Origin of the sequence: Amycolatopsis sp. NPDC005961, assembly GCF_040629235.1 — a bacterium.
Classification (GTDB): Bacteria; Actinomycetota; Actinomycetes; order Mycobacteriales; family Pseudonocardiaceae; genus Amycolatopsis; species Amycolatopsis camponoti.
Window position 1 is genome coordinate 1 of the sequence record NZ_JBEXVF010000103.1, and the last position, 19,032, is coordinate 19,032.

General features: G+C 71.1%; 18 protein-coding genes. 7 read left to right on the forward strand and 11 right to left on the reverse strand.

The features are described from left to right. Positions 1–124: 124 nt before the first annotated feature. Both ABZ342_RS45485 and ABZ342_RS45490 read right to left on the reverse strand, forming a co-directional pair. A complete protein-coding gene (locus tag ABZ342_RS45485) occupies positions 125–934 on the reverse strand; it encodes a DNA-formamidopyrimidine glycosylase family protein (RefSeq protein ID WP_155545565.1) in 810 nt (269 codons plus the stop codon). Continuing rightward, entirely contained in the window at positions 934–1,407 is a 474-nt protein-coding gene (locus ABZ342_RS45490; protein ID WP_155545564.1) for a ribose-5-phosphate isomerase, read from the reverse strand. The genes ABZ342_RS45485 and ABZ342_RS45490 overlap by 1 nt, the downstream gene beginning before the upstream one ends. 45 nt (positions 1,408–1,452) lie before the next feature. Between ABZ342_RS45490 and ABZ342_RS45495 the strand changes: the two genes are divergently transcribed. Both ABZ342_RS45495 and ABZ342_RS45500 read left to right on the forward strand, forming a co-directional pair. Then, on the forward strand, positions 1,453–2,175 hold the full coding sequence (locus ABZ342_RS45495; RefSeq protein ID WP_360487314.1) for a 2-phosphosulfolactate phosphatase: 723 nt from the start codon (positions 1,453–1,455) through the stop codon (positions 2,173–2,175). Next, positions 2,172–2,981 (forward strand): MBL fold metallo-hydrolase, encoded by an 810-nt coding sequence (locus ABZ342_RS45500; protein WP_360487317.1) that lies wholly within the window; start codon positions 2,172–2,174, stop codon positions 2,979–2,981. The genes ABZ342_RS45495 and ABZ342_RS45500 overlap by 4 nt, the downstream gene beginning before the upstream one ends. 7 nt (positions 2,982–2,988) lie before the next feature. On the opposite strand, the gene ABZ342_RS45505 is transcribed toward ABZ342_RS45500, so the two are convergent. After that, positions 2,989–3,609, reverse strand: coding sequence for a DsbA family protein (locus ABZ342_RS45505; RefSeq protein WP_360487320.1), 621 nt, complete (start codon positions 3,607–3,609; stop codon positions 2,989–2,991). 161 nt (positions 3,610–3,770) lie between these two features. On the opposite strand from ABZ342_RS45505, the gene pepN reads away from it, so the two are divergent. Beyond that, positions 3,771–6,338 (forward strand): aminopeptidase N, encoded by a 2,568-nt coding sequence (gene pepN, locus ABZ342_RS45510; protein ID WP_360487363.1) that lies wholly within the window; start codon positions 3,771–3,773, stop codon positions 6,336–6,338. 66 nt (positions 6,339–6,404) lie between these two features. Here the strand turns inward: pepN and ABZ342_RS45515 are convergent, their stop codons facing one another. Together ABZ342_RS45515 and ABZ342_RS45520 are read right to left on the reverse strand one after the other, a co-directional pair. Beyond that, positions 6,405–6,893, reverse strand: a complete 489-nt coding sequence (locus tag ABZ342_RS45515; protein ID WP_360487323.1) for a DUF5130 family protein — start codon at positions 6,891–6,893, stop codon at positions 6,405–6,407. Next, complete coding sequence (locus tag ABZ342_RS45520; RefSeq protein WP_360487326.1) at positions 6,880–7,134, reverse strand: hypothetical protein; 255 nt, start codon at positions 7,132–7,134, stop codon at positions 6,880–6,882. Before ABZ342_RS45520 ends, ABZ342_RS45515 begins: the two co-directional genes overlap by 14 nt. A gap of 296 nt (positions 7,135–7,430) precedes the next feature. Here ABZ342_RS45520 and ABZ342_RS45525 point away from each other — a divergent pair, with 296 nt between their 5' ends. Beyond that, a complete protein-coding gene (locus ABZ342_RS45525) occupies positions 7,431–7,802 on the forward strand; it encodes a hypothetical protein (RefSeq protein ID WP_360487329.1) in 372 nt (123 codons plus the stop codon). Between the two features lie 117 nt (positions 7,803–7,919). Here ABZ342_RS45525 and ABZ342_RS45530 read toward each other — a convergent pair whose 3' ends face one another. Further along, on the reverse strand, positions 7,920–8,417 hold the full coding sequence (locus tag ABZ342_RS45530) for an HNH endonuclease (RefSeq protein ID WP_350310664.1): 498 nt from the start codon (positions 8,415–8,417) through the stop codon (positions 7,920–7,922). A 358-nt stretch (positions 8,418–8,775) separates the two neighbouring features. On the opposite strand from ABZ342_RS45530, the gene ABZ342_RS45535 reads away from it, so the two are divergent. The 3 genes from ABZ342_RS45535 to ABZ342_RS45545 all read left to right on the forward strand — a co-directional run bounded on the left by ABZ342_RS45535 (position 8,776) and on the right by ABZ342_RS45545 (position 11,844). Continuing rightward, positions 8,776–9,765 (forward strand): mechanosensitive ion channel family protein, encoded by a 990-nt coding sequence (locus tag ABZ342_RS45535; protein WP_360487332.1) that lies wholly within the window; start codon positions 8,776–8,778, stop codon positions 9,763–9,765. Positions 9,766–9,889: 124 nt separating this feature from the next. After that, the gene (locus ABZ342_RS45540) at positions 9,890–10,291 is read left to right on the forward strand and encodes a globin (RefSeq protein ID WP_196425541.1); all 402 of its coding nucleotides are present in this window, start codon (positions 9,890–9,892) and stop codon (positions 10,289–10,291) included. Further along, positions 10,291–11,844, forward strand: coding sequence for a glycoside hydrolase family 13 protein (locus tag ABZ342_RS45545; RefSeq protein WP_360487335.1), 1,554 nt, complete (start codon positions 10,291–10,293; stop codon positions 11,842–11,844). The genes ABZ342_RS45540 and ABZ342_RS45545 overlap by 1 nt, the downstream gene beginning before the upstream one ends. Here ABZ342_RS45545 and ABZ342_RS45550 read toward each other — a convergent pair. From ABZ342_RS45550 to ABZ342_RS45570, 5 genes are read right to left on the reverse strand one after another with little or no spacing between them, the layout of a single operon-like run. Next, a complete protein-coding gene (locus ABZ342_RS45550; RefSeq protein ID WP_360487338.1) occupies positions 11,841–12,275 on the reverse strand; it encodes a hypothetical protein in 435 nt (144 codons plus the stop codon). The genes ABZ342_RS45545 and ABZ342_RS45550 overlap by 4 nt on opposite strands. A gap of 39 nt (positions 12,276–12,314) precedes the next feature. Further along, positions 12,315–12,563: a hypothetical protein gene (locus tag ABZ342_RS45555; protein ID WP_360487341.1), complete on the reverse strand. Its 249-nt coding sequence runs from the start codon at positions 12,561–12,563 to the stop codon at positions 12,315–12,317. Between the two features lie 52 nt (positions 12,564–12,615). Next, positions 12,616–13,251: a hypothetical protein gene (locus tag ABZ342_RS45560; protein WP_155545553.1), complete on the reverse strand. Its 636-nt coding sequence runs from the start codon at positions 13,249–13,251 to the stop codon at positions 12,616–12,618. Beyond that, positions 13,244–13,663, reverse strand: coding sequence for a thioesterase family protein (locus tag ABZ342_RS45565; protein ID WP_155545552.1), 420 nt, complete (start codon positions 13,661–13,663; stop codon positions 13,244–13,246). Before ABZ342_RS45565 ends, ABZ342_RS45560 begins: the two co-directional genes overlap by 8 nt. Further along, on the reverse strand, positions 13,660–18,645 hold the full coding sequence (locus ABZ342_RS45570) for an NAD-glutamate dehydrogenase (protein ID WP_360487344.1): 4,986 nt from the start codon (positions 18,643–18,645) through the stop codon (positions 13,660–13,662). Before ABZ342_RS45570 ends, ABZ342_RS45565 begins: the two co-directional genes overlap by 4 nt. Between the last annotated feature and the right edge of the window lie 387 nt (positions 18,646–19,032).

The following is a 19,032-nucleotide window of genomic DNA, read 5'->3' on the forward strand; positions in this document are numbered from 1 at the left end:
GCCGGAGGTCGCGACGGTGTCGGCCGAGTAGCCGTGGCTCTGGCCGTTGCCGAGCAGGTACGACGCGGCGTTGCCGGTCACCTGCACCGGGGTGTTCTAACCCTGTTTCCCACTCACGACCGGGTCAGGCCGGCTGGCAGGTGGGGCACCAGTAGAGGTTGCGCCCGACCAGCTCGGAGTTCGCCACCGGCGTCCCGCACACCAGGCACGGCTCGCCGGCCCGCCGGTAGACGTACACCTCGCCACCGTGGCGGTCCACCCGCGCCGCGCGGCCCATGGCCTCCGGCAGGTGCTCGGGTCGGACCGTGTCGATCCGGCCGACGCGGACGCCGTCACGCATCAGCAGCACCAGGTCGGCCCACAGGTCGTCCCACAAAGCCCGGTCGAGCGCGCGACCCGGGGTCAGCGGCGCGACGCCGTGGCGGAACAGCACCTCGGCGCGGTAGACGTTGCCGACGCCCGCCAGCACCGCCTGGTCCATCAGCAGCGCCGCGATCGACGTCTTCGACCGCGAGACACGCTCCCACGCCTGCTCCGGCTTCGCGTCGCGGCGCAGCGGATCCGGTCCGAGGCGCGCCTTGATCGCGTCCACCTGGTCCGGGGAAAGCAGCTCGCAGCGAGTCGGCCCGCGCAGGTCGGTCCAGTGGGTCCGCCCGGCCAGCCGCAGCCGGACCTGCCCGACCGGCTCCGGCGCGGGCAGCGGGGACTCGCCGAAGGTGCCGTAGAGCCCCAGGTGGATGTGCACGGTCCCGTGTGGACCGTAGTCGTGGAACAGGTGCTTGCCGTACGCCTGCGCGCCGACGAGCACCTGACCGTCCAAACGGGACGCTTCGGCGGCGAACCGGCCCTGCGGGCTGCTCACCTCTACCGGGGCGCCGGCGTACCGGCGCTTGTGCAGCCGCGCCAGCCGGTGGAGCGTGTGCCCCTCGGGCATCAGGCCTCCGGCAGCGCCGGCGGGATGCCGGTGCGCTCGTAGTCCAGCAGCTGCTGGACGCGGCGCGCGTGCCGTTCCTCCGGCGAAACCTCGGTCGCCAGGAAAGCCTCGACGATCTCGGTGGCCTGCTCGACCGTGTGCATCCGGGCGCCGATGCCGATCAGCTGGGCGTGGTTGTGCTCGCGGCACAGCTGGGCGGTCTCGACGCTCCACGCGAGGCCGGCCCGCGCGCCCGGGACCTTGTTCGCGGCGATCTGCTCGCCGTTGCCCGAGCCGCCGACGACGATGCCGCGGCTGCCCTCGTCGGCCACGACGCGCAACGCCGTCTCGACGCAGAACGCCGGGTAGTCGTCGGCCGCGTCGTAGACCCGCGGACCGATGTCTGTCACCTCGTGGCCCTGCTTCTCCAGGTGGGCGACGAGGTGGTTCTTCAGCTCGAAGCCGGCATGGTCGGATCCCAAGTAGACACGCACGGCTGGGAGTCTGCCATCACGGCCGGTTTCGGGCATGCTCCGGGGGTGGGCATCTGGGAGCAGTCGGCGTACGACGTCCGGCTCGACTGGGGCGCCGAAGGCGTGGCCGCCCTCGGCCGGGAATGCGCCGTGCTGGTGGTCGTCGACGTGCTTTCCTTCAGCACCACCACGGATCTCGTGGTCGGCCGCGGTGGCCGCGTGCTGCCGGTCCGCTGGCGCGACGAGCGCGGCGTGGCGCGGGCGAGGGCCGCGGGCGCCGTCATCGCGGGTGAGGGCGCGTTCACCCTCCGGCCGTCCTCTGTGACGGAAATCCCGCCCGGGACGCTGCTCGCGCTCCCCTCGCCCAACGGCGCGACGCTCTGCGAAGCGGCCGCGGCGACCGGCGCGCGGGTCCTCGCCGGCTGCCTGCGCAACGCCTCCGCCGTCGCCGCGAAGGCCCACGACCTGGGCGGGCCGGTCGGCCTCATCGCGGCCGGGGAACGCTGGGGGGTGACCATCTTCGGCCACGGCGACACCCTCGGACCGCTGCGTCCGTGCGTCGAAGACCAGGTCGGCGCCGGGGCGATCGCCGCCGCGCTGGCCGGACACGGCCTTTCGCTGTCCCCCGAAGCCGTGCTCGCCGCCCGATCGGTCGACGTCACGGCCCTGGCGGGCTGCGTTTCCGGGCGCGAGCTGACCGAGTCGGGGCACGGCGGGGACGTCACACTGGCCGCGCGGCTCGACGTGAGCGATGCTGCCCCGATGCTGAGTGAAGGAGTACTGGCATGAGCGGGCGCTGGATCGAGGTCGCCGACGGCGTGCACGCGCGCCGGTACGAGGAGCTGGACCTGACCGTCGGGCTGGTGGTCGGGGCCGAGCGCTGCCTGGTCGTCGACACCCGCGGCGACCTGGAGCAGGGCGCCGAGCTGGCGGCGGCGGTCCGCGAGCTGACGCCGCTGCCGTGGTCGGTCGTCTTCACGCACGCGCACTTCGACCACACCTGGGGCACCGAGCGGTTCACGCCCTGCGCCGTCTGGGCGCACGAGGGCTGCCGCGCCGAGCTGACCGAGTACGCGGAAGACGCGCGCGGGAAGTGGATCGCCTACTACCGCGAGCAGGGCAAGACGGAGACCGCGGACGCCATCGCGCGCACGACGTTCGTCGTGCCCGACCACCTGTTCACCGACCGCACCGAGCTCGACCTCGGCAGCCGGACGGCCGTCCTGCTGCACCCCGGCCGCGCCCACACCGACCACGACGTCGTCGTGCACGTGCCGGACGCCGACGTGCTCTTCGCCGGCGACATCGTCGAGAACGCCGAACACGGCTTCAGCGCGTTCTCCTTCAGCGCCGAGTCGGACCTGACGGCCTGGCCGGACACCCTGGACACACTGCTCGCGCTGAAGCCGCGGGTGATCGTGCCGGGGCACGGCGACCCCGTCGACGCCGACTTCGTCCGCTACCACCGCCACGGCCTGCACGAGCTGATCGCGCTCAAGGCCGGTGTCGGGCGCGGAGAGACGACCGAGGTGGCCGCTGTGGCAGCTTCGCGCTACCCCAGCGACGTCACCTTGGCCGCCCTCGGAACGCCTTGAAGGCGTCTCAGTCGAAGTTCAGCTCACCGGACCGGGTGCGCTTGAGCTCGAAGAAGTCCGGGTAGCTCGCGAGCGCGACAGCGCCGTCGAACACCTTCAGCGCGTCTTCGCCGCGCGGGATCGAGCTGAGGACCGGGCCGAAGAACGCCACGCCGTCGATGTGGATCGTCGGGGTGCCGACGTCCATGCCGACCGGGTCCATGCCCTCGTGGTGGCTCTTCTTCAGCGCCTCGTCGTACTCGGTTGAGTTCGCGGCGTCGTACAGCTCGGCCGGCGCGCCGATGGCGGCCAGGGCCTCCTTGATGACCGCGTCACGGTCCTTGTTGCCCTGGTTGTGGTACCGGGTGCCGAACTCGGTGTAGTAGTCGCGCAGCACCTCCTCGCCCTTGAGCTGCGACAGCGCGACGGCCACGCGCACCGGGCCCCAGCCCTTCGCCAGCAGCTCCTTGTACTGCTCGGGCAGCTCGTCGCGGCCCTCGTTCAGCACGGACAGGCTCATGATCCGGAAGTTCAGGTCCAAGTTGCGGTGCTTCTCCACCTCGAGGATCCAGCGCGAGGTGATCCAGGCGAACGGGCAGATCGGGTCGAAGTAGAAATCGACCTTCGTGGGCTGCTCGGCAGCGGTCATCAGGTTCTCCTGTGCGAATTCAGGTCCGGTCCGGGAGCGGGCACACCCCCGCACAGCGGGCCAACACCCGGGGGCCCGGGCTTGTTCCCCATCGCCCACCACCCCGTCCCCATGATTGGATGCGGGGAGTTGAAAACCGATACCAACGACCAGAGGTGCCTGTGCCCGCCCCCAACCTGACCCGCGACCAAGCCAAGCTGCGCGCGGACCTGCTCGACGTCACCGGTTACGACATCGAGCTGGATCTCACCGACGGCCACGGCGGCCCCGGCGAGAAGACCTTCGCGTCGAAGACGACCGTCCGGTTCTCCAGCGCCCGGGCCGGCGAACGGACGTGGGTCGACATCGTCGCCGACCGCGTGCATTCGGCCACCCTGAACGGCACCGACGTCGACATCAGCGCGTACGTCGAGGACAAGGGCATCGCGCTCGCCGACCTGGCCGAGGCGAACGAGCTCACCGTGACCGCCGACTGCCGGTACATGAACACCGGCGAAGGCCTGCACCGGTTCGTCGACCCGGTCGACGACAGCGTCTACCTGTACACGCAGTTCGAGACGGCCGACGCCAAGCGGATGTTCGCCTGCTTCGACCAGCCCGACCTCAAGTCGGTCTACCGGCTCACCGTGATCGCGCCGAAGGACTGGAAGGTCGTCTCGAACACGGCCGTGGAGTCCGCCGAGGAGACCCCCGAAGGCGCCGTCCGCACGGTGTTCAAGGAGTCCGAGCGGCTCTCGACCTACCTGATCGCGCTGATCGCCGGGCCGTACGCCGAGTGGCGCGACGAGTACACCGACGAGCACAAGACCATCCCGCTCGGCATCTACTGCCGCGCGTCGCTGGCCGAGCACATGGACGCCGACCGGCTGTTCACCGAGACCAAGCAGGGCTTCGGCTTCTACCACGAGAAGTTCGGCACGCCCTACCCGTTCTCCAAGTACGACCAGCTGTTCGTGCCCGAGTTCAACGCGGGCGCGATGGAGAACGCCGGCGCGGTGACGTTCCTGGAGGACTACGTCTTCCGCAGCCGCGTCACCCGCTACGCCTACGAGCGGCGCGCCGAGACGCTGCTGCACGAGATGGCGCACATGTGGTTCGGCGACCTGGTCACCATGCGCTGGTGGGACGACCTGTGGCTGAACGAGTCGTTCGCGACCTTCGCGAGCGTGCTGGCCCAGGCCGAGGCGACCGAGTACAAGAACGCGTGGACCAGCTTCGCCAACATCGAGAAGTCGTGGGCCTACCGCCAGGACCAGCTGCCCTCGACGCACCCGATCGCGGCCGACATCGTCGACCTGCACGCGGTCGAGGTGAACTTCGACGGCATCACCTACGCCAAGGGCGCGAGCGTGCTCAAGCAGCTCGTCGCCTACGTCGGGCTGGACCACTTCCTCGACGGCCTGAAGGTGTACTTCGGCAAGCACGCCTGGGGCAACGCGACCCTGGCCGACCTGCTGGGCGCGCTGGAAGAGGCGTCCGGGCGCGACCTGTCGTGGTGGAGCGCGCAGTGGCTGGAGACGACCGGGCTCAACTCGCTGAGCCCGCGCTACGAGATCGGCGCGGACGGGAACTTCGCCTCGTTCGCCGTCGTGCAGTCCGGCGCGAAGCCGGGCGCCGGTGAGCTGCGCACCCACCGCGTCGCCGTCGGGATCTACGACGAGGACGGCTCGGGCAAGATCGTCCGGACCCAGCGCGTCGAGCTGGACGTCGACGGCGAGCGCACCGAGGTACCCGACCTGGTCGGGCGGCCCGCGGGCAAGCTCGTGCTGGTCAACGACGACGACCTGACGTACTGCACCATGCGGCTCGACCCGGCGTCGCTGACGACGCTGATCGACCGCGTCGCCGACATCACCGAGCCGCTGCCGCGGACGCTGTGCTGGTCGGCGGCGTGGGAGATGACCCGCGAGGCCGAGCTGAAGGCCCGCGACTTCGTCACGCTGGTGCAGCGCGGCATCCACACCGAGACCGAGGTCGGCGTCGTCCAGCGGCTGCTGCTGCAGGCCCAGACGGCGCTGAATTCCTACGCGGAGCAGGAGTGGGCGGCTTCGCGCGGCTGGCCGGCGTTCACGACGCGGCTGCTGGAGCTGGTCCACGCCGCCGAGCCGGGCTCGGACCACCAGCTGGCGTTCGTCAACTCCCTCTCCGGGTCGGTGCTGGACGAGGCGACGCTGGCCGTGGTGGCCGGCTGGCTGGACGGGTCGGCGCCGCTCGACGGCCTGACGGTGGACACGGACCTGCGCTGGCGCCTGCTGCACGCGCTGGTCGCGCACGGCAAGGCGGACACGGCGGAGATCGAGGCCGAGCTGGCCCGCGACAACACGGCGACGGGCCGTCGCCAGGCGGAGCGCGCCCGCGCCCTGCGCCCGACCGCGGAGGCCAAGGCCGACGCGTGGCAGCGCGCGGTGTACGACGACGAGCTGCCGAACGCGGTCAGCGACTCGCTCATCTCGGGCTTCTCCCACCCGGGCCAGAAGGCGCTGCTGGGCTCGTACGTCCCGCGGTACTTCGAGGTGATCGACGAGGTGTGGCAGCGGCGCTCCAGCGAGCGCGCGCAGCCGATCGCGATCGGGCTGTACCCGTCGTGGGCGGTGGACCCGGAGACGGTGACGGCGTCGGACGCGTGGCTGGCCGGTGAGCACTCGCAGGCCCTGCGCCGGCTGGTCTCGGAAGGCCGGGCGGGCATCGTCCGGGCTTTGGCCGCCCGGGACTTCGACGCCCAGGCCTGACCGCCTGCGCCGGACGTAAAAGAGCCCCGCACCTCGGTGAGGTGCGGGGCTCTTGCGTCCGTTGCGTCAGCGGGGCGCGGGGCCCGCCTGGTCGGACAGCATGCGCAGCGCGTTCGCGAGGCCGTTCACCAGGCCGCGCACCAGGTCGCCCTCCTTGAAGGACGCCACCATGCTCGCCACCGCCAGCTTGCAGCCGCGGTCCGGGAGACGGACGTGGGCCGTCTTGCCCGTGACGATCTCGATCAGCTTCTCGCCCGGGGAGACCGCGATCAGGACCGAGTTCGCCGGGTTGGCCGTCGTCGAGTGCAGCTTCTCCGCCGCCGACCGGCTGTCGGTGCCCAGCTCGCCGAGGTACAGGCTGAAGTCGAGGCCGGTCTCCCGGCTCGCGAACGTCAGCGCCTCGTCGAGACGGGCCAGCTGGCGGGTGGTGAAGGGGCTCGTCGGCGCCTCCGGCTCGTACATCTTCGCGGCCGACACGCGGCCGCTCGACGTCAGAGCCTCGCCGTAGCCCAGTTCGGACTCGTCGACGCGCTTCGTCAGCTCACCAGTTGCCACGAGCGCCTCCTGCCGCGGTCGGGGCGCCCTCGGGCGCGCTGTTCTCGGCGCCGGCGTGCCGGTGCCCGGTGCCGACCCCGTCGGGGTTGGCGCTCCACCACATGGCCGGGTAGTCCCAGGCCTGGCCGGACCGGTACCGCGCGGCGCCGCCGGACCTGCGCCGGAGCGTCAGCAGCCCGGCGAGGCCGTAGATGGCCAGCGGGATCACGGCGAAGACCAGGATCGTCTCGACGATGTTCACGGCGGTGAGCGTATCGGATGACCTCCGAAGACACTTCAGCCACCGAAGCCACGGCGTGTACCGCACTCGACCGTTCGTCGTAAGCCGACTGCCGTCCGCCGCTTGGCTCGCGGCCGATGGAACGTTGGGGCGAAGACCTTCGGGCCGAAAGGTTGCAACTCAACGTACAGGCGGCCGCACCCGCCGCTGTCGCCTTGTCGCCGCCTTGAAATCCTCGTAGCTTTTTCACCTGTACGGGCCTTGCGCCCCGCTCCTCAGCCCCAGCAGGTAACGCACCGGTCCCAGGAGGCCTTGCCATGAACAGCGTCCACACCCCCGCACAGGCGATCACCGAGACCACCTCGTCACCCAGCGAAATCGAATTCGTGCCCGGAACGCGTGTGACGGCGGGCACAAGGGTTACCCGCGGTACACGCGTCACTCGCGGTACACGCGTCACGGCGGGAACACGCGTCACCATGGGCACCCGGGTGACGGCGGGGACGAGGGTCACGCGCGGTACGCGGGTCACCCGGGGCACCCGCGTCACGATGGGCACCCGCGTGACGGCCGGCACGCGCGTCACCTGCGGCACCCGCGTCACGCGAGGCACCCGGGTCACCCGCGGCACGCGCGTCACCATGGGGACCTGCGTCACCTGCCAGAGCGACTACGCGCTCGCTGCCTGACCGGTCACTCCTGGGGACGCACGCACTTACCTGAACACGCGCAAGCACCCGGCTCGCCCCGGCCGCCGCAAGGCAGCCGGGGCGCCGGCATGTCCGGGCCCGGTCAGCCGGGCGACGTCAAGCCGCGGAGCCGAGATAAGGCCGCCACAGCGGGTCGGCCTCTTTGGAATGCGCCAGCAGGCGCCAGTGCGGGCCGTGCGGGGCCCGCGGGACGACGCGCAGCCGCCAGCCGATCTCCGAGAGCAGCCGGTCCGCCTTGCGGTGGTTGCACTTGGCGCAGCAGGCGACGCAGTTCGTCCAGGCGTGAGGTCCGCCACGGCTGCGCGGGATCACGTGGTCGATCGTCTCGGCCCGCCCTCCGCAGTAGGCGCAGCGGTACCGGTCGCGGTGCATCAGCCCGGCGCGGGTGAGCGGCACCTTCGCCCGGTAGGGCACGCGCACGTACGTGCTGAGCCGGATCACGGACGGCACGGGCAGCGACACCTTCGCCGAATGCAGCTCGATGCCACCCGGGTCGCCGTGCACCACCTCGGCCTTGCCGCACATCACCAGCACCACGGCCCGGCGCAGCGGCAACGCGGTCAGCGGCTCGAAGGTGGCGTTGAGCAGGAGCACCCGGCGCCGGCCCCAGGCCGGGGCAGCCGGATCCCGGCCTCTACTACGCTGACCGGGCGGGCGGGTAATGCCCCCTGGGCGGTTCCCCGGCCCGGCCGGGACGGCACCGCCGGATGCGGTACCCCCCGGATAGGCGCGCAGGACCACCTCTGGCGTCTCGGCGGCCATGGCTTGGCCGGAGACGCCGCGGGGGCTGGGTTGTCGGTCTGGCACTCGACCACCTCCAGGGGCGTAGGCATAGTCGACCACAGAACAGGCCCCCAGCGCACGTGTGTTACAAGACGTGTCACATCCGCGCGACCCAACATCCACTCGAAGTTGGGAAAACCGACCTGATCGGAAGGATGATCGAACTCCCGTGTCCCTTTTGCTGTCCTCCGCCAAGACGCCGTGCGTCGACGACCTGAGCACCCTGTGCTCCCAGGTCTACAAGGCCACCGGCAACGAGTGGCTGGCCGGCTCGACGAACTGGCTGCTGACCAAGCCGCTGAAGATCCTGATGATCATCGTGATCGCGTTCGTCGTGCGGCTGCTGATCAGGCGGATGATCAACCGCGTCACGACGCTCCCCCGAGGCAGCGGCAAGCTCCCGGCCCTGCTCCGCCCCCTGCGTGAGCGCGCCCCCGAGGTGCTCGGCTCCGCCGTGATCGAACGGCGCCGCCAGCGCGCGCAGACCATCGGGTCGGTGCTGAAGTCGATGGCGACGTTCCTGGTCTACGGCCTCGCCTTCATCCTCGTGCTGGGCGAGCTGGGCCTGGACCTCGGCCCGATCATCGCGTCGGCCGGCATCATCGGCGTCGCGATCGGGTTCGGCGCGCAGAACCTGGTGAAGGACTTCCTGTCCGGCATCTTCATGATGGTCGAGGACCAGTACGGCGTGGGCGACGTCGTCGACGTCGGCGAGGCGACCGGCACCGTCGAGGCGGTCGGCCTGCGGATCACCACGCTGCGCGACGTCAAGGGCACGGTCTGGTACGTCCGCAACGGCGAGGTGCTCCGCGTCGGCAACTCGAGCCAGGGCTTCGCGGTCGCGGTCGTCGACGTCCCGCTCGGGTACACCGCCGACGTCGAGCGGGCGGCCACCGTGCTCGGCGAGGCGGCTTCGTCCGCGACGGCGAGCGACGCGCTGAAGGACCACGTCCTCGAGCCCCCGGAGATGCTGGGCGTGGAAAGCGTCACCCCGGAGGGGCTCCAGCTGCGCCTGACCGTGAAGGTGCGCCCGGGCAAGCAGTGGGCGGTCCAGCGGGCGCTGCGGGCCCAGCTGCTGGCGGCCCTGGAAGAAGCCGGGTTCGACCCGCCGCTCGGCCGGCTGTTCCCGAATCCCGCCGCCGCGGTCGAGAAGAAGTAGCGGCCCGCGGCCGGGTCGTGAGGTACGTCACGACCCGGCCCGCGTGGTTACGCTGGGAAACGGGTTCGCGACCTTCCGGCGAGGGGCGGGACCGGGCGTCGGGGACCCGCACCCGGAAGGCAAGATGGAAGGCGTGTCTGCAGTGAGCGAACCGGCGAACCTCTACGAAGCGGTGGGCGGCGAACCCACGTTCCACCGGATCGTCGCGCGGTTCTACGAAGAAGTCGCGCGGGACGAGATCCTGCGCCCGCTCTACCCCGAGGAGGACCTCGGCCCGGCCGAGGAGCGCTTCCGGCTGTTCCTCATGCAGTACTGGGGCGGCCCGCACACCTACTCCGACCAGCGCGGGCACCCGCGGCTGCGGATGCGGCACGCGCCGTTCAAGATCGGGCCGATCGAGCGCGACGCCTGGCTGCGCTGCATCCGGATCGCGGTCGACGAGGAGAACCTCGAGGAGCCCTACCGCGGGCAGCTCTGGGCCTACCTGGAGATGGCGGCGCACAGCATGATGAACAGCTTCGTCTGATGAGACCCGGGCCGGACTGGTGGCGCGATGCCGTCTTCTACCAGGTCTACGTCCGCTCGTTCGCCGATTCGGACGGCGACGGCGTCGGAGACCTGGAGGGCATCCACTCCCGGCTCGGTTACCTGGAGCTGCTGGGCGTCGACGCGCTGTGGCTGACCCCGTTCTACCGCTCGCCGATGGCCGACCACGGCTACGACATCGCCGACCCGCGCGACGTCGACCCGATGTTCGGCACCCTCGGCGACTTCGACGTGCTGCTGACCGAGGCGCACAAGCGCAACATCAAGATCACCGTGGACGTCGTCCCCAACCACACCAGCAACCAGCACGCCTGGTTCAAGTCCGCGATGGCCGCCGCGCCGGGCAGCCCGGAGCGCGACCGGTACATCTTCCGCGACGGCGTCGGCCCGAAGGGCGAGGACCCGCCGAACAACTGGGTCAGCGCGTTCGGCGGCCCGGCGTGGACCCGCGTGCCCGACGGGCAGTGGTACCTGCACCTGTTCGCGCCGCAGCAGCCCGACCTGAACTGGGCCAACCCGGAGGTCGCCGCCGACCTGGAACGCACCCTGCGCTTCTGGCTCGAACGCGGCGTCGACGGCTTCCGCATCGACGTCGCGCACGGCATGGCCAAGCCGCCCGGCCTGCCGGACATGGACCCGCGCGCCGACGCGCTCGGGCCGAGCCACTACTACGACCCGCGCTGGGACTACGACGGCGTCCACGAGATCCACCAGATGATCCGCAAGGTGCTCGACGAGTACCCGGAAGCGATGGCCGTCGGCGAGATCTGGGTGACCGACGAGGAACGCCTGTCCCGGTACCTGCGCCCCGACGAGCTGCACCTGGCGTTCAACTTCCGGCTGGTGCTGACCCACTTCGACGCGGACGCGATGCGCACGGCCATCCAGCGCTCCCTGACGGTGCCGGCTCGCACGGGGGCACCTGCGACCTGGACGCTGGGCAACCACGACGTCTGGCGGCAGGTCAGCCGCTACGGCGGGGGTGCCGCGGGCGTCCGGCGCGCGCGGGCGATGGCGCTCGTGGAGCTGGCGCTGCCCGGCGCGGTCTACCTGTACAACGGCGAGGAGCTGGGCCTGGCCAACGTGGAGATCCCGCTCGCGGAGATGGCCGACCCGCGCGCGAAGACCAGCGGCGCCGAGTTCGGCCGGGACGTCTCGCGGGTGCCCCTGCCGTGGGAGGGCGACCTGCCGCCGTTCGGGTTCTCGCGCAACCCGCGGACGTGGCTGCCGATGCCGGCTTCCTGGGCCGGTTTGACGGTCGAGAAGCAGATCGAAGACGCCGACTCGACGCTTTCGCTGTACCGCCAGGCGATCGAGCTCCGGAAGACGCACTCGGCGTTCGGCGGCGACGAACTGGAGTGGTACGGCGCTCCGGCCGGCTGCTTCGCGTTCCGCCGCAAGGGCGGCGGGCTGGTGTGCGCGCTCAACACGTCCGCCACGCCCATCGCGCTGCCGCCGGGTGAGGTACTGCTGAGCAGCAGCCCGCTGGTGGACGGGAAGCTGCCGGCGGACGCGGCCGCCTGGCTGGTTTAGAGCGGCACCCAGCGGCCGGGCTTGACGACGTCGGCCGCGTCGGGCACCGGGGCGTGCGTGAGCTGGTTGACGCGCTGGTGCGACAGCCCGAGCAGGTCGGCGATCGCCCGCTGCGAGATCTGCCCGTTCAACGTCGACACCAAGCGAGCCCGGACCCCTTCGCGCCACTCGGCCACGTCCTCGGCGATCCGGTGCGCCTCCTGGTACTGCAGGACGAGGTCGGTCGCGTCCGCGTCGTCGAACTCGTAGCGCCACCGGAGGTAGAACCGCTCCGGCGGGAGACCGGTCTGGTTCGCGACGATCTTCCGCATGCCGGGGTCGATATCGGTGAACCGCTTGAAGTCGGCCGCGGCGTCGAGGCCGTCGGTCACCTTCGCGGTCCAGACACCGGCTTCGCGGGTCACGATCACGGTGAACGCCGGAAACCTCATCGCTCGCCTCTCCCACGGGAAGGCGCGGACTCTAACACGTCAGCCGCTTTGGTTGCCGGAGCCGTCATCGAAGGCACCGCTCGCCAACCACGCCACGAGGGCCGCGGCCTGGAGGTAGGGCGCAGCTTGGGCGGCCGCCCGGCCCGCCGCTCGCGTGCGGCCCCACCTCTCAGGACGCTCGGCGCGCTCCGGCGCCTGCTCCCCCGGCGGGCGGTCGCGCCGCCACGGCGTCTCATCCGCGCGGACTTCGGCGAGGAAGTCCGCGGTCGGGTCGTCGTCCGGGGTCATGCGTCCAGGGTGCCACCGAACACGGGGCCGCGCCCCTGCCGTAAGGAAACCGTCAGAACAGCAGCGGCAGCAGGGCGTGCCGACGCCGCACGATCGCGCCGTAGCGGGCGTCCAGGCGCAGCCACGAGTCGGTCGCCGACACGCGGACGACGTCCTCGGCCAGGTCCGAATCCACGAAACCCATGCCGGACATCGCGAACAGGCAGCGCATCTGGACCTTGACCTCGGTCGCTTCGCCGGACACGGTCAGCACCGCCTGGTCCATCAGCGACGCGGGCGGGTTGCCGTGCGGGCCGGCGTTGTCCCTGGCCAGCGTCACGCCCCGGTCGGCCAGCTCCGCGACGACGCGCGCCGGCAGCTCGTCCACCAGCGGCCAGCGGCCGGACGGCGGCAGCTCGCCGTGCCACAGCAGGTCGCGGGCCGGGCCCGGGTCCATCTTCGGGCCGCCCGCGACGGTCAGCGCCGCCAGCAGCTCGTTGCCGGACACCGTGACGTCGCCGGGGGTCACGTCCCCCGCCACCGCGCGCGTCGCGAAGCACTCGAACGGCGTCGCCGTCCAGGCCTCGACCACGCCGTCGCCGCGCTGCCGCAGGCGGACGGCCGTCTGGCCGTCCAGCCGGACCGCGCGGGCGACGAACGCACCGAGGGTCTCCCGGTCCGCCGCGTCCGGTACGAGCAACTCAGGCATCCGCGAACCCCTGCTTCAGAAACTCCGACTCGGGCGGGCTGAGCCTACGCGGCCGCAACGCGACCGTGTCGTACGGCGCCAGCACCGTCTCCGCCGTCACCGCGACCGGGTCGGACTCCGCCGGCCCGGTGTGGACGCGGTAGGCCAGCGTGAAGCTCGCCGCGCGCAGCTCCGTCAGGTCGATGCCGACGCGCAGCTCCTGCCCGGACACCACGATCGGCGCCTTGTAGGCCACCTCCAGCTTGACCACGACGATGCCCTTCGGCAGCTGGTCGAGCCCGGCCTCGACGGCTCCCTTGAACAGCAGCGGGATCCGCGCCTCTTCGAGCAGCGTCACCATCTTCGCGTGGTTGATGTGGCCGTAGACGTCCATGTCCGTCCAGCGCGGGCGGACGTGCGCAACGTAGGTCACCGCACCGTGCTCCGGATCTGGCGGGCCGCCACCGAAAGCGTCGCGAGGTCGAGCCGGCCGGACTTGTGGATCTCGTCCAGCGCGACGCGCGCCCGCTGCAACCGGGAGGAGTTCGTCTTCTCCCACTGGGCGATCTTGGCGTCCGCGGACGAGCCGGGATCGCTGTGCCGCAACGCGTCCAGCGTGATCGCCCGCAGCGAACCGTAGACGTCGTCGCGCAGCGAAAGCCGGGCGAGCGCGTGCCAGCGGTTGCCGCGTTCGAGCGCGCTGATCTCGGTCAGCATCTTGTCGATGTCGAGGTGGTCCGAAAGCGCGTAGTACAGCTCCGCCGTCTCCGCCGGGCTGTGCGTCGCGTCCACGCCGATCTGCTGCTCGGCGAGCTCGGCCACCTCGGTGACGTCGAGCAGGCCGTAGGTGTGCAGCAGCAGCGAGACGCGGTGGGCCAGCGCCTCGGGCACGTTCGCGGCCATCAGCTCGTCGGCGTGCTTCTGCACCGACTCGGCCTCGCGGCCGCGCAGCAGGTCGCCGATCTTCGGGACGAGTTCGTCGAGCACGCGGCCGAAGCGCTGGATCTCCGACAGCGGCGCCAGCGGCTGCGGCCGGTTGGTGAGGAACCAGCGCGCCGCCCGGTCGAGCAGCCGCCGCGTCTCCAGCACCATGGCGTTGGCGACGTCGGTGGGCACGACGTTGTCGAGCGCGTCGATCTCCTGCCACAGGGACGGGAGGTCGAACACCTGCGTCACCACCGCGTACGCGCGCACCGCGTCGGTCGCGGTCGCGCTCATCTCCTCCATCAGCCGGTAGACGAAGGAGATGCCGCCGCCGTCGACCACCTCGTTGGCGACGAGCGTGGTGATGATCTGGCGCTTCAGCGGGTGTTCGCCGATCGCGGGGCCGAACCGCTCGCGCAGCGGCTTCGGGAAGTACTCGGGGAGGCGGGCCGCGAACACCTTCGAGTCGGGCAGGTCGCTGGCGAGCAGCTCGTCCTTCAGCTCCAGCTTGACGTGCGCGAGCAGGGTCGCGAGCTCCGGCGACGTGAGGCCCTTGCCCGCCTTCTCCAGCTCGCGGAACTCGGAGTTGCTCGGCAGCGCTTCGAGCTTGCGGTCGAAGGCGCCGGCGGACACGAGCGCCTGCACCTGGCGCGCGTGCACCGACACCATCGGCGCGGCGTGCGCCCGGCTGACGCCGAGGACGGCGTTCTGCCGGTAGTTGTCGGCCAGCACCAGCGCGCCGACCTCGTCGGTCATCTCCACCAGCAGCTCGTTGCGCTGGGCCTCCTCGAGCTTCCCGGTCTGCACCAGGTGATCGAGCAGGATCTTGATGTTGACCTCGTGGTCGGAGCAGTCGACGCCGGCCGAGTTGTCCAGCGCGTCGGTGTTGATCTTGCCGCCGTTGCGGGCGAACTCGATGCGCCCCAGCTGCGTGAGGCCCAGGTTGCCGCCTTCGCCGAAGACCTTGACGCGCAGCTGCTTGCCGTCGACGCGGATGGCGTCGTTGGCCTTGTCACCGGCGGCCGCGTGGGTCTCGGACTCCGCCTTGACGTAGGTGCCGATGCCGCCGTTCCACAGGAGTTCCACCGGGGCCAGCAGGATCGCCTGGATCAGGTCCATCGGCGCCAGCGCCTTGACGTTCTCGTCCAGGCCGAGGGCTTCCCGGACCTGCGGGCTGATCGGGATCGACTTCGCCGTGCGCGGGTAGATCCCGCCGCCTTCGCTGATCAGCGAGCGGTCGTAGTCGTCCCACGAGCTGCGCGGGAGGTCGAACAGCCGGCGGCGCTCGGCGAACGTCGCCGCGGCATCCGGGTTCGGGTCCAGGAAGACGTGCATGTGGTTGAACGCGGCGACGAGCCGGATGTGCTCCGAGAGCAGCATGCCGTTGCCGAAGACGTCGCCCATCATGTCGCCGATGCCGACGACGGTGAAGTCCTCGGTCTGGGTGTCCTTGCCCAGCTCGCGGAAGTGCCGCTTGACGCTCTCCCAGGCACCCTTCGCGGTGATGCCCATGGCCTTGTGGTCGTAGCCGACCGAGCCGCCGGAGGCGAACGCGTCGCCCAGCCAGAAGCCGTACTTCGCGGACATCTCGTTGGCGATGTCGGAGAACTTCGCGGTGCCCTTGTCGGCCGCGACGACCAGGTACGAGTCGTCGGCGTCGTGCCGGACGACGCCCGGCGCGGGCACGGTCTTGCCCTCGATCCGGTTGTCGGTCAGGTCGAGCAGGCCGGAGATGAACATGCGGTAGCAGGCGATGCCCTCGGTGAGCTGGGCGTCGCGGTCGATGCTCGCGTCACCGGTGGCGGCCGGCGGCATCTTCACGACGAAGCCGCCCTTCGCGCCGACCGGGACGATCACGGCGTTCTTGACCGCCTGCGCCTTGACCAGGCCGAGGATCTCGGTGCGGAAGTCCTCGCGGCGGTCCGACCAGCGCAGACCGCCACGGGCGACCTCGCCGAAGCGCAGGTGCACGCCCTCGACGCGCGGCGAGTACACGAAGATCTCGAACTTCGGCCGCGGCTCGGGCAGGTCGGGCACGCCGGCCGGGTCGAGCTTGATCGCCAGGTAGGTCTTCGGTTTCCCGTCGGCGTCGGTGACGTGGTAGTTCGTCCGCAGCGTGGCCCGGATGACGGCCATCAGCCGGCGCAGGATGCGGTCCTCGTCGAGGCTGGTGACCTCGTCGATCATCGCGCCGAGCTCGCTCGCGAGCGCCTCGGTGGCGGCTTCGCGGTCGGCGTCGCCCAGCTGCGGGTCGAAGCGGGCCTCGAACAGCCGCAGCAGCTTCGTCGCGACCTGGGTGTGGTTCAGCAGCGTGTTCTGGATGTAGTCCTGGGAGAACGCGCTCCCGGCCTGGCGCAGGTACCGCGAGTACGCGCGCAGCACGGCGGCCTGGCGCCAGGTCAGCCCGGCTCGCAGGACCAGGCCGTTGAGCCCGTCGACCTCGGCGTAACCCCGCCAGGCGGCCTCGAAGGCGTCCTGGAAGCGACCGCGCAGCTGCTCGACCGCGTGGTCGTCGCCCTCGTCGAGCATCTTCTGCGCGACGCGCAGGCCGAAGTCGTAGATCCAGCAGGCACCGCCGTCTTCGCGGTGCAGCTCGTACGGCCGCTCGTCGACCACCTCGACGCCCATCGCCTGCAGCACGGGGAGCACCTTCGAGAGGGTGACGCCTTCGCCGCGCAGGTAGAGCTTGAAGCGCCGTTCGCCCGGCGCGGCGTCGGCCGGCCGGTAGAACGACAGCGCGAGGTCGCCCTCGTCGGTCAGCGAGTCGAGGGCGCGGAGGTCGGCCAGCGCCTCGCCGGCCGAGAAGTCCTCCTTGTAGCCCTCCGGGAAGACGCTCGCGAAGCGCTGGCCCTGCTCGGTCGCCGACTCCTCGCCGAGGACGCCCACGGCGACGCCGCCGTCCGAGCGCTCACGGCGTTCGTCGAGGACCGCCTCGACCATCCGGTCGTCCCAGCTGCGGACGGCGCTGTTCAGCCGGTCCTGGATCTTCGCGGTGTCCGGCTCGAGCCGGCGCGCGGGATCGGTGTGGACCATGAAGTGCACCTGCGCGAGGACGGTCTCGCCGATCCGCGCGCTGTACTCGAGCTGGGTGCCTTCGAGCTCCTCCAGCAGGACTTCCTGCATCGCCAGCCGCGACCGCGTCGTGTAGCGGTCCTGCGGGAGGTAGACGAGGCAGGAGTAGAAGCGGCCGTACGGGTCGCGGCGCAGGAACAGCCGCAGCCGGCGGCGGTCCGACAGCGTGATCGCGCCGGTGGTCGTCGCGTACAGCGAGTCGGTGTCGGCGGAGAACAGGTCGGCGCGCGGCCAGTTCTGCAGTACTTCGAGCATCCGCTGGCCGGAGAACGACTCCATCGGGAACCCGGCGCGGTGGATGACCTCGCGGACCCGCTTGCACACCACCGGGATGTCGAGCACGTTCTCGTGCAGCGCGGTGGTGGTGAACATGCCGAGGAAGCGGTGTTCGCCGGTGACGTTGCCCTCGCTGTCGAAGGTCTTCACGCCGACGTAGTACGGGTAGACCGGGCGGTGCACGGTCGAGGGCGCGCTCGCCTGGGTCAGCACCAGCAGCGCCGGCGAGAGCGCGGACGCGGCGGTGTCCGGACCGGCGGTGAGGCCGCGGGCGGCCAGGCTGTCCTGGCGCAGCACGCCGAGCCCGGAGGCCAGCACCGCGCGCAGGGCCGGCTCGTCCGAGTCCGGGTGCGGGTTGTCGACCAGCTCGTAGCGGCGGTAGCCGAGGAAGGTGAAGTGGCCGTCGGCCAGCCAGCGCAGCAGCCGGGCGCCCTCGGCGACCTCGGGCTGGGGCAGGTTCGGCGGGTCCGTCTCCAGTTCGCTCGCGAGCTGGCAGGCCGTCTGGGCCATCTTCTCGGCGTCCTCGACGACCTCGCGGACGTCGCCCAGGACGCTGGAGAGGCGGTTGTCGAGCTCGCGGGCCCGGTTCGGGTCGGTGACGAAGTCGATCTCGATGTACATCCACGACTCGGCGGCCGAGTTCGCGGGCGGCTCGGCCGGGTCGGCGTCCGGGTGGACGTCCTGCAGCTCCCCGGTCAGGTCGCGGCTGACGACGACGATCGGGTGGACGATCCGCTGCACCTGCACGCCGTCACGGGCGAACTCGGCGGCGATCGAGTCGACCAGGTAGGGCATGTCGTCGGTGACGACCTGCACGACGGTGGCTTCCCGCGCCCAGCCGTCTTCGGCGACGGTGGGGTTCAGCAGCCGCACGGCCGGGCGGCCGGGCATCCGGGACTTGGCGAGCTGCAGGTGCGAGCGCACGGCGCCGACCAGGTTGACGGGCTCGTCGCCGACGATCTCCTCGGCCGGGATGTGCCGGTAGTAGAGCCGGATGAGCTCCCCGATCTCCGGGGCCAGGCCGGCGGCGGCGTCGATCAGGTCGTCCCTGATCTGCTCCGGGCTGGCCGGGGACCGCTGGCCGAACTCGGGTTCGGTTTCGGCTCCGGTTCCGGGTAGGGACGAGACTCCGGTCGAGCTCATTTGAGGCAACTCTCCAGTATTCGTGAGGTGGCACCGCGCCGGTTCGGCGTTGAGTCCGGCCACCCCACACTAATGCGCTCCGGTCGGGGATCACATGAAGACCCGGGGGTTCCCCAGTGTCGGAAAACCCTTCCGGGCCAGCGGATTCGCGTGATCGGTCAAGCTACTGACGGGTTGCGTTCCGGAGCCTCCCGCGGCGCTGACCAGCCTGGCTCCGCGCGCATTACCCGACGTAGGGCCGACATGATCGGTTCAGCTGAGGGCGTGCGGAGCCGTTCGGCGAACGTTGTCGGCCGGTCGGCGACACCGGGGTGCGACGGACGCCACTGTCGAGGGGCCCCGGGCAGGTCGGCGACGAATAGGGGTGCTTCGGCGCGGAAGCGCCGC

Excerpts from the sequence above, each read along its gene's own strand:
- ABZ342_RS45485 (WP_155545565.1), bottom strand. The coding sequence starts at position 934 with ATGCCCGAGGGGCACACGCTCCACCGGCTGGCGCGGCTGCACAAGCGC.
- ABZ342_RS45500 (WP_360487317.1), top strand. The coding sequence starts at position 2,172 with ATGAGCGGGCGCTGGATCGAGGTCGCCGACGGCGTGCACGCGCGCCGG.
- ABZ342_RS45505 (WP_360487320.1), bottom strand. The coding sequence starts at position 3,609 with ATGACCGCTGCCGAGCAGCCCACGAAGGTCGATTTCTACTTCGACCCG.
- ABZ342_RS45525 (WP_360487329.1), top strand. The coding sequence starts at position 7,431 with ATGAACAGCGTCCACACCCCCGCACAGGCGATCACCGAGACCACCTCG.
- ABZ342_RS45540 (WP_196425541.1), top strand. The coding sequence starts at position 9,890 with ATGGAAGGCGTGTCTGCAGTGAGCGAACCGGCGAACCTCTACGAAGCG.
- ABZ342_RS45545 (WP_360487335.1), top strand. The coding sequence starts at position 10,291 with ATGAGACCCGGGCCGGACTGGTGGCGCGATGCCGTCTTCTACCAGGTC.
- ABZ342_RS45550 (WP_360487338.1), bottom strand. The coding sequence starts at position 12,275 with ATGAGGTTTCCGGCGTTCACCGTGATCGTGACCCGCGAAGCCGGTGTC.
- ABZ342_RS45555 (WP_360487341.1), bottom strand. The coding sequence starts at position 12,563 with ATGACCCCGGACGACGACCCGACCGCGGACTTCCTCGCCGAAGTCCGC.
- ABZ342_RS45560 (WP_155545553.1), bottom strand. The coding sequence starts at position 13,251 with ATGCCTGAGTTGCTCGTACCGGACGCGGCGGACCGGGAGACCCTCGGT.
- ABZ342_RS45570 (WP_360487344.1), bottom strand. The coding sequence starts at position 18,645 with ATGAGCTCGACCGGAGTCTCGTCCCTACCCGGAACCGGAGCCGAAACC.